This is a genomic window from Fulvivirga marina (assembly GCF_016775155.1).
Classification (GTDB): Bacteria; Bacteroidota; Bacteroidia; order Cytophagales; family Cyclobacteriaceae; genus Fulvivirga; species Fulvivirga marina.
In genome coordinates this window covers 164,378-179,465 of sequence record NZ_JAEUGD010000067.1, presented here as the reverse complement: position 1 = coordinate 179,465, position 15,088 = coordinate 164,378, and the positions used below count along the sequence as shown (strand labels likewise).

Annotated in this window: 5 protein-coding genes; all 5 read left to right on the top strand. The window is 40.4% G+C overall.

Annotated features, from left to right (window positions below; all coding sequences use genetic code 11):
- The first annotated feature begins 7 nt into the window (after nucleotides 1-7).
- Nucleotides 8-943 carry a cupin-like domain-containing protein gene (locus JMN32_RS25075; RefSeq protein WP_202859160.1) on the top strand — a complete coding sequence of 312 codons (936 nt, stop codon included), beginning with the start codon at nucleotides 8-10 and terminating at the stop codon, nucleotides 941-943.
- A 71-nt stretch (nucleotides 944-1,014) separates the two neighbouring features.
- Nucleotides 1,015-1,950 (top strand): cupin-like domain-containing protein, encoded by a 936-nt coding sequence (locus JMN32_RS25070; protein ID WP_202859159.1) that lies wholly within the window; start codon nucleotides 1,015-1,017, stop codon nucleotides 1,948-1,950.
- 39 nt (nucleotides 1,951-1,989) lie between these two features.
- Nucleotides 1,990-9,921, top strand: a complete 7,932-nt coding sequence (locus JMN32_RS25065; RefSeq protein ID WP_202859158.1) for a non-ribosomal peptide synthetase — start codon at nucleotides 1,990-1,992, stop codon at nucleotides 9,919-9,921.
- Between the two features lie 43 nt (nucleotides 9,922-9,964).
- Nucleotides 9,965-11,830: an asparagine synthase (glutamine-hydrolyzing) gene (gene asnB / locus JMN32_RS25060; RefSeq protein WP_202859157.1), complete on the top strand. Its 1,866-nt coding sequence runs from the start codon at nucleotides 9,965-9,967 to the stop codon at nucleotides 11,828-11,830.
- A 78-nt stretch (nucleotides 11,831-11,908) separates the two neighbouring features.
- On the top strand, nucleotides 11,909-15,037 hold the full coding sequence (locus tag JMN32_RS25055; protein WP_202859156.1) for a non-ribosomal peptide synthetase: 3,129 nt from the start codon (nucleotides 11,909-11,911) through the stop codon (nucleotides 15,035-15,037).
- Nucleotides 15,038-15,088 lie beyond the last annotated feature (51 nt).

Here is a 15,088-nt window from a genome sequence, read left to right as displayed (position 1 = left end):
GAGTAATATGTATTTGAATAAAGTAAAAAGGGACATTTTCGGAGCCATTCCTGGAATTGAAAATGCAGCGACATTGACAGAATTTGATGCGGAGAGCCTTAGTCCTGAAGAATTTAAAAGAAACTGGGTAGATAAGAACCGCCCATGTATTATCAGAGGAGCCGTTAAGCACTGGCCGGCCGTTGACAAATGGAAGAGTAAAGAATATTGGCAATCGGTGACTTCTTCTGATTATCATATTGATATTAACCCAAACCGTAACTACAACAAACGAGAGCGGCAAGTAGAGCACACCAAACGTGTGCCCTTCCGGGAAGCCATGGAGATGCTTTTTACCTCGTCTGATGATCATGTGTGGAGTATTCCCTCAGAGGTGATCTCAGAAAATTCGGCTTATCCGAAATTATTGGATGATATGAAAGGCTTTAAGTTTTTGCCGGATCCGGAGAAACCCCGTGGGTTTCCTGCATGTCGCTTTTTCCTCTATAAAAATGCTTCTACCGGATGGCACTATCATGATTGTGACGAAACGTTGATGTGTCAGGTAAATGGCGACAAAGACGTGGCTCTGATTTCTGCCGATTTGCCAAAAGCGGATTATGTCACCAACTTTCTCAATGATGAGAGATATACTTATGGCGAAAAACTGGACCCTAACCTTAAATTTGAATCATTTGTGGTTAGTGTAAAGGAGGGTGATGCACTATATATACCTATTAACTGGTTTCATGCAGTTGTTCCGACACAAAGTGATGTTGGAGTTACGATTGCTTACTGTTGGGCAAACCATCTCAGAAAATATGGAGAGGTATCGAATTATCTGGTTCGTAGAATGTATAAGCAGGTAATATGGCCGGTAGGACTTTATACGTTTTTAATGCCACTTATTTTCTGTTATTCAGTTTCGGCATATTATTTACACAAGCTTTTTAAGTCATCCTGAATACTCAGACAGTTGTCCCGATAAATCTAATTTAAATACACACAAGTTTATAACTAACAAATATCCGAGCTATGCTTTCCACAGACCTAGAAAAAGAACTCTTTTCAGTGATTCCTGGATTAGAGAACGCCGGGGAAGTTACAGAAGTCAATGCAGCAGACCTTAACCAGAAAATTTTTTACGAGCAATGGGTGAACAAAAACAATCCGTGCGTTATTCGGGGGGCTTGTAAACATTGGCCGGCTTCGGAAAAATGGGGAAAAACAGACTTTTGGAAATCTGCTATAAAGAACTTTGACCTTTACGTTTCCAATCATAGAAATTTCAATGACAGTGAAAGACAGAACTCAGGCAGAGAGAAAAAAAGTTTTCATGAAGCCATAGATGAGATCTTTAGTCAGGGAACTTCTATTCTTAGTATTCCGGCTGAAGAAATACATCCCAATAGTTATTATCAGCCCTTGAATGCTGATATTGCTGGCTTTACATTTTTACCAAATCCACCTAAGCCCAGAAACTATTCAGAGAAAAGGTTTTTTCTGTATCGAGGAGCATCAACAGCATGGCACTACCACAAGGCGGACGAGACTCTTATGACACAAGTTGTAGGATCCAAGAAGGTCATGCTATTGTCCAGTGATCTTCCAGATCCGGAGAGGACTATTGACTTTCTTGAGAATGAAAGGCAACTGGAAGGGAAAAAGCTTGATTCATATTTAAAGTTTAATTCCTATATAGTGGAAGTGAGGGAAGGTGATGCTCTTTATATCCCTCCGCAGTGGTTTCATGCTGTAGTACCGGTAGATATGAATGCCGGCCTGACATTGGCTTACTGCTGGGGCAGCCCATGGCACAAGTTGGGTGACCTGGGAAATTATTTTACACGTAAACTTTATAGAGAACTTATAGTGCCTGTTAATAGGTATACACTGCTTATTCCTTTTTTAGGATCTTATGCGCTTACCATGTTCCTTCTGTACCGTATGGGGTTGAATAGAGGATATTAATGAATTGAATACCCCGCGCAGTAAAACGAAAACAATCCAATGAATAACGAAATACTTGAATTTATAAATAGCCTTAGAGATAAGCACCAAATAGAGTTATCCTTTCAGGAAGGTGAGCTGAAGCTGGTAGTGGACAAGGGATTTGAACCAGATCCGGCTGTTATTAAGTCCATCAAAGAACGTAAAGCGGCCATCATTGATTTTTACCAATCCCTTCAGGGTTCAGATAGCCAAGAAGGTATTCGACAGGCGGAAAAGAAGCCCTTTTACCCCTTATCTGATGCTCAACGCGGGCTTTATGTACTTCAGGAGTTAAGCCCCGAGTCTACCGCATTCAACATGCCCAAGTACTTTTTCGTTAACGGAGCATTGGATGTAGCTAAACTGGAGCTTGCATTTAAACAACTAATTTCGGATCATGATATCCTTAGGACTTCATTTGTAGAGGTGGAGGGAGATCCTGTACAGCAGATACATACTGAAGGCAATTTTGCCATAGAGAGATTTGAGGGGACGAGGGAAGATGTAGAAGGTTTGCGAAAATCTTTTGTGCGACCATTTGAACTCGATCGGCACCCACTGCTGAGAGTGGGAGTTATCGAGCTTTCGGATAAAGAATATTATTTAATGATCGATACCCATCATATAATTAGTGATGGAACTTCAGAAAAAATTATTATCGATCACGTCATGAAACATTATATGGGGGATAGCATACCTGCCTCCATGCATCGCTTTGTTGACTACAGTGAATGGGAAAACAGCGAAGTAGTAAGACAAATGAGCCTGAAGAACGAAAAATTCTGGCTGGAGTTGTTTACAAATCGCAGTACCCAAGTGAACCTTCCCTATGATTTCAGTCCGACTCACTCTGGTAAAAACGGTGGAGTTCATTCATTTACATTCGATCAAGAGATGATCGATACAATCACTTTGTATTGTAAGGATCATAGGGTATCCAGGTTTACCTTTTTTCTTGCAGCATTCAACCTCTTCTTGAGAAAACTTACCGGAGACAACGATATTGTAGTTGGAGTTACTACATCAGGGAGAGAACACCAGGAGATGGAAGAAGTGATAGGAATGTTTGTTAAAACATTACCAGTCATATACAGCTATGAATCAGAAGAACAATTGGACTTTCCCCGGTTTTTATCCCGGGTAAATCTTTCGTTTCTTGATTTTCTTGAACACCAGCATGTGAATTTTGAGTCCCTTGCTAATCAACTCGGTCTTCAGCGATCCGAGAACCGGGGAACGTGGTTCAATGTAATGCTTAACTATCAGAACTACAGGCAATCTGTCGCACGGCTTGATGGAATTGCTATGGAGCCTGACATAGAAAATGAAATAGACACTAAGTTCGATCTTTCATTGCACATACAGGACCAGGAAAACAATGTGGGCTTTCAGTTTGAGTACGATAAAACTCTTTTTAGGCTGGAGACCATAGAACAGTATGGACGATATTTTAAACATCTGATAAGCCAACTACTTTCCGGCACTTCAATGGACGAAGCGGAACTCCTGAATGATGATGATAAGCGGCGCCTCTTTACCAACAACCCAGTAGAAACAGCCCTGCCCGACACCAATGTGGTAAAAATGATTGAAGAAATGGCAGCCCTTCGACCGGATGCTATGGCGGTTTTTTGTGAGGATCAAGGGATAACCTACCGGGAGCTGAATGAAAGTTCTAATCGTTTGGCGCATTTTCTAAAACGTAATTTTGAATTACAGGCTGATGATATAGTTGCTGTATGTCTTGAAAGAGATATTGATATGATAGTACCTCTGCTAGCCATACAAAAAGCCGGAGCAGGATATACACCTATTGACCCTGAGCTTAACCCGGGAAGGATGGAGGCAATCATAAATAATTCCGAAGCCAGGGCAGTAATTACTAATTCTGATGCATTTACAATTGACATAGCACCATCTCAGTTAGTGAACCTGAATAGCTTGAAGGAAACTCTGAATAGTGAGAGCACAGAAAATCCAGGGTTGGATATCAGACCAGACCATCTTGCTTATTGCATTTATACCTCAGGTTCAACAGGAGAACCCAAAGGCATTTTGATTGAACATAGATCGTTGCTTGATTTTGCTTTGAGCACGCGCGATAGCTTTGAAATTACTTCTGCAGACAGTGCAATCCAACAAGCATCGCTTGCATTTGATACCTCTGTAGAAGAGATATTTCCCACGCTTATAAGCGGAGCCTCACTAAGGATCATGCCTGATAAAGGGAAAGATATATTTGCTCTTATCAAGGCTATAAAGGAGCAAAAGGCAACCATTCTTAACACTTCTCCTTTGATTTTGAATGAACTCAATGAATATGCGGAGGACTTAAGCAGTGTGAGGTTTATTATCGTGGGGGGAGATGCCTTGGTGGATTCTCACATAAGCAACATAGTGAAGTTTTGTGATGTTTACCAGACTTACGGACCCTCTGAGGTAACCGTAGGAATTACTTGCGGAAAAGTAGGTAAGAAAGTAGATGCCTCCAATATAGGGAAACCAATTACGAACAGGAAGGTCTATATTTTTGATAGTCAGATGCACCTTTGCCCGGAAATGGTTCCCGGCGAGTTATGTGTGGCAGGTATCGGGTTAGCCAGAGAATACCTCAATGATCCTGATACCACTAATGTCAAGTTTATTGAAAACCCGGAAATGCCTGGAGAGCGTATTTATCGCACGGGAGACCTTGCCAAATGGCTTCCTGATGGTAATATCCGGTTTTTAGGACGTATTGATAATCAGATAAAGATTAGAGGGATCAGAGTTGAACTGGGGGAGATCGAAACCAGGATGTTGCAGTATGAAGGTGTAAAAGAAGCCTATGTAATATTATACAAAAAGGGAAGCCTCCAGTTTTTAACCGCATATTATACAGCTGATACTTCCATCGATGAAAACAAGCTTCGCAATTACCTAAAGACACACCTGCCAGATTATATGATACCAACGGCCATGGTGTTTCTGGAAACTTTTCCTCTAAACACGAGTGGCAAAGTTGACAGGAAAAAATTACCAGCCCCGGATGTGAATGAAGCCAACCACTACGAACCGCCGATATCTTCTGCGGAGAAACTGTTGGCTGATATCTGGAAAGAAGCGCTCCATATTGAAAAAATTGGTGCAAAAGATAATTTCTTTTCACTAGGTGGAGATTCGATAAAATCCATTCGTATTGTTGCTCTTTTGAGAAAACAGGGTTTCCATTTTAAAGTTCGGGATATTTTTAAGTGGCAAACCATAAGAGAGTTTGCTTCAGTACTGGAGGAAAAGATTGCCATAACAACCTTAGTTGATAAGCCCGCTGCATATGGAGATGATAATATTAAACTTTCATTAGAGCAAATTCTAAAGAGAGAGGGGCTGGAAAACCTGAATACACAGGCATTGGCAAAAATTTCAGAATTACAGGAGCAATATGAGATAGAAGATATATACCCACTTTCACCCATGCAGGAAGGGATGCTATTCCACTCGCTGCTGATTGAGAGTAGTTCTAACTATTTTTCTCAGGTCAAATTCAGTGTAGAAGGTGACATTAATGTAGAGAAAACCGCTTTAGCATTTTCTAAAGTGGTAGCCAGGCATACAGCATTGCGAACCCTTTTTGTGCATGAGGGATTAAATAAACCGGTACAAGTAGTTGTAAAACATAAAGAAGCGGATTTTGCATTTTTGGACTGGAGCCAGGACATTCAACAAAAAGACATAGTAGCTAAATTCGAGAGTTTTCTTGAAGATGACGAGAGCCGGGGCTTTGACCTTTCTTCAGACAGCCTTATGCGACTGACTATGATAAAGTGTACAGACACCAAGTATCAATTAGTCTGGAGTTATCACCATATACTCATTGATGGATGGTGTATGGCCATGATAGTAAAAGAATTTAAGGCTTTTTATCATGCAGCCATTCATGGGGAAATGCTGGAACTTCAAAGAGCTACTCCTTACAGGGTCTTTATTGATTGGCTTGAAGCCTTCAATAGAGAGGAAGCTTCTGTTTATTGGCAGAACTATCTGAAGGGTTATGAAAATACTGCAGGATTGCCACAAAAAGCCGGAGCTGTGCATGGAAAGCAGCATTATAAAGAGTATCATGTACGCATAAACCATGACCATATGGCCCGGATACAGGAGCTCTCTTCTCTCACCGGAGTATCTGTCAATACCATTATACAAACAGCATGGGGTATTGTACTGGCAAAGTATACTAATAGCTCCGATGCGGTCTTTGGTTCTGTTGTAGCAGGCCGGCCTGCAGAAATTGAGGATGTAGAGCATATTATGGGGGTTTTTATCAATACAATTCCTGTGAGGGTCCGGTATGAAGCAGAGGATACTATTAACACACTGTTGCTCAAAAATCAACAAAAGGCATTGGAAGGGATGGACCATCTTCACCTTCCATTGTCAGATATCCAAAACCTTTCAGAACTTAAAAGTGGGCTTTTTAATCACGTTATGGCCTTTCAAAATCTTCCTGTTGAACAAGGAGATACGCAGGAAGAGAGCTTCAGTATCACCAATGTTAAATCTATAGGAAGGACCAGTTTTGATTTTTGGATGATCATTACCCCGGACGACGGACTCGATATCTGTCTTAATTACGATGCCGGTGTTTTTGATGACGACACCATTAGCAGTGTTGGAAGCCACCTCGAAATAGTACTCAATAACTTTGTGTATAATCCTGATAAGCGACTTTCTGAAATTGAGATATTGACAAAGAATGAGAGAGAGCAGATCCTTTATCAGTTTAATGATACCTCCCTGCCCTATAGTAACAAAAAGCTTATGCATGAGCTTTTTGAAGAGCAGGTGTGTAATACGCCGGATCACACGGCCATCATTATCAATGGACAATCATATTCCTATAAATGGTTAAATGAACGTTCCAACCAAATGGCAAACTACCTCAGGGGTTTGGGAGTAGAAGCTGAAGATGCTGTCACAGTAGTGATGAAAAGAGACATAGAGCTGGTTATTGCTTTGCTGGCGATACTTAAAAGTGGAGGAAAGTATATTCCAGTTGAACCATATCTTCCATGGAATCGCAAAGCAACTATAATAAATACGGTATCATCCCGGATCTTAATTACCGATCAGCAGGAGTTTAGGGAACGATATTTGGACGATCAGGAGATAGCTTGCCTTGAAACCATTTTGGAAAACCCCGATGCCAAGCAGGGTTTTCAGGGTACCCAGCTCAATCAGGGCAAGGAGAATGAAATTGATTTTACACATTACGCCACAGAGAACCTGGTTGGCACTACTACCAGTGATCACCTGGCTTATGTAATCTTTACCTCCGGATCAACAGGAAATCCTAAAGGTGTTGCTGTAAAACATCACCCTGCGGTTAACCTGATCGAATGGGTGAATAACACTTACAACATCAACCAAAACGATGTGATCTTTATGGTAAGTTCGGTGAGTTTTGATCTCTCTGTATACGACCTTTTCGGAGGCTTGGCCAAAGGAGCAACCGTACGAATTGCCAATGAAGAAGAGCTGGCCTCACCAGAGATGCTTGCATCTATAGTGGTCTCCGAAGGAGTAACCTTTTGGGACTCAGCGCCTGCTATGCTACAGCAGTTAATACCATTTTTTGAAGCTATGCCTAAGGAGCACCTCCAAAAAAGCAAGCTCAGGCTCTCCTTTTCAAGTGGTGACTGGATCCCGCTGTCCATGCCCGTTAAAATGAAGTCCCTGTTCAGCAATTACCGTTTCATAGGATTAGGAGGCGCTACCGAAGCTACTATTTGGTCTAATTACTTTGAAGTAGAAAAAGTTTTGACTGAGTGGAGCAGTATCCCTTATGGAAAACCGATCCAAAACGCCCGCTATCTGGTATTAGATAAAGATTTAAACCTATGTCCTATTGGAGTCAAAGGGCACTTGTACATTGGTGGGGATTGTCTGGCAACCTGCTACTTCAACGAGCCAGAACTAAGCGCCTCTAGGTTTATAGATAGCCCTTTTTACGAAGGAGAAAAGCTTTACCATACCGGTGATATGGCACGTTGGTATCCGGACGGAAACCTGGAGTTCATGGGAAGAGAGGACTCTCAAGTGAAAATCAGGGGATACCGAGTAGAGTTAGGTGAGATTGAAAGAAGGCTGCAGCAGCATCCGGATATAAGTCAGGTGATAGTACATGCCAATGCAAGAAGTAAGTATGATAAATATATTTGTGCATACTATGTCTCAGAGAACAACATAGACCAGGCAAATTTAAATGAATTCCTGTTACAGGAGCTTCCGGCTTATATGCTGCCAAGTTTTTATTTCCGCCTGGATGAAATCCCAGTAACTGAAAATGGAAAAGTAAATCGGAAAAAACTGCCCACAGCTCAAGATGCACTTAGTAAAGATGCTTCAGAGCAGGGAGTTTTGACTGAAACTGAAAAAGCCCTAAGAAAGATCTTTAGCAAACTTCTGCAACATAAAGAGCAAAACATAAGCATACAGGATGATTTCTTTGTTCTTGGAGGGCATTCCATTATGGCCGTCTACTTAATGGGAGAAATTCAGAATGTTTTCGGAGTAAAATTAAACTTAAGGTCTATTTTCGATCACAGCGTGTTGCAAAGCCTGGCACTACTTATTGAAGGTAAGAAAGGAGAAGACAGTGATAAGATCCCACATTGTGGTATTAGAGAGTTTTACCCTGTTTCTTCAGCCCAGCAAAGACTGTTTTTTCATTCTCTGATGAATTTTGACAGTACACTGTTCAACATTCCGATGGCGTATGAAATTGAAGGAGATATAGACGCAGTAAAAGTTGAAAAAGCCCTAACTGAACTCACTCGGCTACACGATGGGTTAAGGACTAACTTTGAGCTAGATGACGATGGAGTGGTGCAGCAGTACATCGGGCAGGACCCACGTATATCATTAGAAGTAAACAACTTAAGTTCCGGGTATAACTTGTTTGAGGCCTTTCATGCATTTGTAAAGCCTTTTGATCTGGAGCAAGGGGTACTACTAAGATTCAATCTAATGTTAGGTCAGGAGAAGAGCTTTTTGCTCATTGATATTCACCATATTATCTGCGACGGAGTGGCGTTGAATACACTCATGACGGACTTTATGAAGTTATATCAGGGGCTTTCAGTAGCAGCACCTTCCGTTCGCTATGTAGATTATGCGCAATGGCAGAAAGATCGCAAGGAGCAATTGCAGCAGCAAAGAGCTTTTTGGCTGGAAAAACTGGACGGAAATATTCCCCAACTGCGATTTCCTGCAAATAACTCCATAACTGTTGATTCGGATAACAGTGCCATGATTTTTGACCGGGTTCTGGATAAAAATCAGTATAGCAATATGAAAGCGTTCTGTGCAAAAGCAGAAGTTTCCGAATTTATGTATTTGCTTTCAGTTTATTTTCTACTGCTTCACAAAGTATCAGGAGAGAGAACCATCATTATTGAAACAGATGCTTTGGGTAGGAGTAAACAAGAGCTTTTCAAAGTAGTGGGGACTTTTATTAACGTCCTTCCATTAAAGGTTAATATAGACCCGGAAACCAGTTTCAGCTCTTTTGTAGAAACTATTAAGACTAATGTTCTTGATAGTTTTGATAATCAGGATTATCAGTATGATGACTTACTTGGTGAATTGAATGAAAAAAACGAAATAGAAGGAGGAAGACTGACCAATACACAATTTACATTCATCAACTATTATACTGAAGAATCAAAAGTAGGAGAGCTTTCATTCAAGCCATTAAAATTGTCACAGGACACCGTCTCTGACTATGCTTTTAAAATAGAGGCACAGCCAAGTCAAGATGTGTTGGAACTGTTCTTTATAGGTCAGCCTCAGTTGTTTGAAAACGAGGTACTTGAGGCATTGGCCGACCAATACCTGAAATTAGTGAATGAAACCCTTAGGGACTCTACAATGCCTATTAGCGAAATCAATACTGAAGCAACTGTTGCCTAGTTGTTCAGTATTCATCTAACAAAAAAATAAAACCAATCACCATATGTGTGGAATTTGCGGATTTGTAAAAAATACTGCTACAACCCTTACCGATAGGGAAATTATTGAAAGAATGAATCAGAAACTGATTCATCGAGGGCCAGATGCCCAAGACGTGATGTTACATGAAAACCTGGCTTTTGGGTTTACCCGGCTAAGCATCATCGGCCTTAATAATGGTATGCAACCTATTAGTAATGAGGATGATTCCGTTACTTTGATCTGTAATGGGGAAATATTCAATTATGTAGAACTCCGGGAAGAACTTTGGAAGAAAGGGCATGCCTTTAAAACGGACACGGATGTGGAAGTAATCGTCCATTTATATGAAGAGCATGGAGTAGAGTTCATTAATAAGCTTAACGGACAGTTTGCTTTTGCACTGTATGACAAAAAAAGACAACGTTTAATCTGTGCAAGAGATCATTTAGGCATCATACCGTTATTTTATACTTCGGTAAACGGACATTTTATTTTTGCTTCTGAAATAAAAGCCATACTTGAACATCCACAGGTATCTGCCTCGGTGGATTTAACCGGTTTGGATCAGGTCATGACCTTCCCGGGACTCATCAGCCCTAGAACAATGTTTGATAACATCCAAAGCCTGGAAAATGGACACTATTTGATATATGATAATCAGGGGAGCCTTAGTGTACACGAATATTGGGATTTGGATTACCCCACACTTGATCAGATGACTGATGGAAAGCCAGAAAGCGAATATATAGAAGCAATGGAGGAGGTTTTCAATACATCATTGAAGTATAGGCTCAGGGCCGATGTTCCTTCGGCTGTTTACCTCAGTGGGGGCTTGGACTCATCTATGATTGCTTCTATGGTCAACCGCAACTATCCCGATTCAATAAAGGAAGCATTTTCCATTGATTTTACAGACCCGCTGTATTCAGAGTCATACTATCAGAAATTAGTAGCCAGCCAAAACAATATGAATCTGAACCAAAAGGTGTTTCAATATGAAGATATCAGCGATCGGCTCGTTAAGTCTATCTATCATAGCGAATGCCCTATAAAAGAAACATATAATACGGCATCACTATCTCTGTCGGAAAGTGTTAGAAATAAGAATATAAAAGTAATTCTATCCGGAGAGGGGGCAGATGAGTTTTTTGCAGGATATGTAGGGTACAGGTTTGATAAAATGAGAGCAGAAAAGCTGGTCTCCACGGAAGCTTGTGAAGCTGAAAAGGTGTTGAGAGAATCACTCTGGGGAGATCGGGATTTTTTATATGAGAGGAATTACCTGGAGTTTGATGATATTAAAAAATCGTTGTATTCGGATGGAGTCAATGAAGATTTCGACAAAATAAACTGTCTGAAGAATGGCTTTCCCCTGAACAAGGAACGAGTAAATAATAGGCATATTCTTCATAAAAGAGCCTATATCGACTATAAACTTCGGTTAGTAGATCACTTGGTTTCTGACCATGGAGATAGAATGGGGATGGCCAACTCAGTAGAAGTGCGGTATCCATTTCTGGATAAAGATCTCATAGAGTTATCAACGAGGATCCCCCCGGATTTAAAGCTGAGTGACTTTACCGAAAAGTATATACTTCGACAAATGGGGAGTAAATATGTTTCTCGAGAGATTCTGGATCGCGAAAAGTTTCACTTTATCGCCCCCGGAAGCCCTTTTTTGCTACAGCAGAACATTGAGTATATCAATGACCTGTTATCTTATGATCTGATTAAGAAACAAGGATATTTCAATCCTGATATGATAGAGCATCTAAAAAAGAAATATAGTCAAAAAGGCTATACCATAAATGCTCCATATGAAAATGACCTCCTTATTGTAGTGATTACGTTTGGTATTATGCTAGATCTATTTTTTAAGAAGCACTGACCGTACCAATAGACATGCAAAACGACTCACAAACGGTACTCATTAAAGTAACAAAACCTAATTTTAAAATTTAACTGTATGACTTTTCAGCAAGAACTGATCAAGTGTTTGGAACTGAACAAAAAAGCTATAGCTCTGGAGCATGGAGACAGGGTATTTACATATGAAGCGGTACATAAAAAGGCGATTAAGATTGCCAGATTTCTTCTACAAGCCGACCTTCCGGAAAATAGCTTTATAGGAATAGCAACAGAGGACAGAGTTTCCATGATCTGTGCGATGATAGGAGTAGCACTGGCTCGTCATGTATTTGTACCCATTGACACCAAAATGCCCGTCAGTAGATTTAATAATATAATTGCTGATAATGACATAGCTTATCTCTTATATACTTCGCATGGGGGATTTAACACTAGCATACTTCCTGATAGTAGGGCTGATATTGAAGATGTCATGGTGGCAGATGTTGCAGAAATTGAAGTATTGTCCAATTATGATGAAAAGGACAGCTTGTATATGTATTTTACTTCAGGGTCAACAGGTAAACCCAAAAGCATTGTTGGACAGAATGATAGCCTTTTGCAGTTTATTCTTTGGGAGGTCAGTGAGTTTTCAATTAATAAAAATGACCGTTTCAGTCAATTGATAAGTCCATACTTTGATGCATTTCTTCGAGATGTATTTGTTCCGTTGTTTGCAGGAGGAACCGTATGCATTCCTGAAAGTCAGGAAGTATTTGATCCTTTAAACCTGTTGGCTTGGTTGGAGACAAAACAAGTAACGGCAATACATTGCGTTCCCAGTGTGTTCAGAGTATTTAATAGCAATGAGCTAAGCGAAGATCAGCTGGGTTCCCTCAGGTACATCTTCCTTTCAGGGGAAAGGGTCATACCTGCAGAACTGAAAAGCTGGTATGAGAAAAAGGGTGAAAGTACAGAATTGGTCAATTTTTACGGGGCTACCGAGACCACTATGATACGTGCTTTTTACCGGATCAAGTCTGAAGATGCAGGAAAGGTAAGGATACCCGTAGGTAAGGCCATAAGAGGCTCACAGGTTTTGGTATTAGACGAAACTATGAAACCATGCCCTGCTCTTACCCCTGGTGATGTTTATATTGTTTCCGAATATTTCACCAAAGGATATTATAAAAATGAAGCACTAAATGCCACGAGCTTTATTACACTTGAAAATGAAGAGGGCAAGCCATTGACGGCTTATAAAACTGGTGATCGTGGTGAAATAAATGCAGATGGAAATTTAGATCTATTAGGCAGGAATGACCGTCAGGTCAAAATGAGAGGCATACGTATAGAGCTTGAGGAATTAGAAAATGTAGTATCAGCATCTCCGCATGTTAAAAATGCGATGGCTATAGTGGTGAAGCAGGATCTACCTGAAGCTGAGATCAGAATGTATGTTGAACTTGTAGATTTTGAGGATCAGGAAAACGGGATAAAGGAACTATGGCAACTATTGAAGGTACAGTTACCTGAGTATATGCACCCTGCGTTATTGATTCCTTTAAAATCAATTCCATTGCTGTCCAATGGTAAAGTAGATATAAAAGCCCTGGAGAAAATACAGCCACAGAAAACCGAATCGGCTACAGAGCCTTCTAATGAAACTGAAGCCAAACTATTGGCTATATGGAAAACAGTGCTTAATAGTGATAGTATTTCTGTAACGGATAATTTTCTTAGAATAGGAGGAAACTCCATCAGTCTGATGAAGCTGATCGGTAGAATCTATAGAGAGTTTGGAGTAAGACTTACTTTAGGCCATGCTTTAAAGAACCTTACTGTAAGACAGCAGGCACATAAGGTGCAGGAACTCAATCAGGATAGTGTTTTTGTTATTTCTAAAGTAGAGTCCGGAGTTCGGTTCCCGTTGAGCAAGAATCAGGAGCGTATGCTTTTTGAGGCAGAAACGAATAAAGATGTTGCATATAATCTTCCTATCGCCTGGACAATTAGTGAGCATGTGCAAATAGATAAGATGGTCGAGGTCTTTAATCAGATCATAGAGCGACATGAAGCTTTTAGGACCAGTTTTGTATTTGATGATAAGAAGTTTTGGCAGGTAATTAATGCACCCTGGGAGATTGAAATTGAGACTATTGAAGTGAAAGGAGGAGAATCAGAGATACTACAAGCAGCTAAAACCTTTGTCAGGCCGTTTCAGTTGGAAAGCGGGAAATTGTTACGCGTTGGGATTATTCAGTCAGATACTTCTCGTGTGGTTATTGCAGATACCCATCATATTGTTTGCGACGGGATGTCGCAGATCAATTTGATACGCGATTTTCTGGCTTTTTACAATAACCAGACTCCGCAACCTCTTAATATTCAATTTAAGGATTATGCGGTATGGGAAAATAAATTCAGAGAGAGTGGCGAATATGCAAAGAGCGGTCTTTTCTGGAAGCAGATATTAAATAAGAAGACACCTAAATTGGGTTTTCAGCCATTTTATGAAGCTGAAGGGAATGGAGAGGGGAGTCATCTTGAATTTTTTGTTTCCAAGGACATTATAGCACAGCTTATAAAGGCGTATGAGAAAAACAATGTCACCGCATTTTCGATAATTTATACCCTTTATTTTTTGATGCTCTCGAAGGTTACAGGGCAAAAGGATATTACCATTGGTATTAATGCTATAGGAAGAATCCAACAAGAAGTAATGGGCATCATTGGCATGTTTGCCAAAACTTTACCTGTACGTTTTGAAGTAAAAGGAGAGCTGACTTTCCCACAAATGGTACTTGATGCTCATAACTTGCTCACAGAGGTGAATGAAAAACAACTTTTTGACCTTTCAGACATTACAGATGATCTTATCCGCTCTCAGATACTAGATAAGGGGCAACAACTGATTGAAACCATGTTGGTATTTCAGAATCTGGATTTTTCAGGGTTAAAAGTTGCAGATAACAGTTTTACCCCTTTCCAAATCGATATGGGGGGAGCCAAACATCCGCTCAGCTTGTTTGTATATGAACAGCCTCAAAACTATCTGTTTCGTTTTGAATACTCTACTTCATACTTCAAAGCGGAAGAAATACAATCTTTAAAAGCCTTATTCGAGCAAATGTTAGATGTGCTGAAGAAGGATACCTCACCATCTTTGGGGACACTTTTAGATCATTCATCCCAGGTTACTAAGGAAACACAGACTTTAGGAGATGAGATAACCTTTAACCTATAATATGATTTTTCTTCCAGGCCCAGATGCATATCAGAACGTCAGGGGCTCATA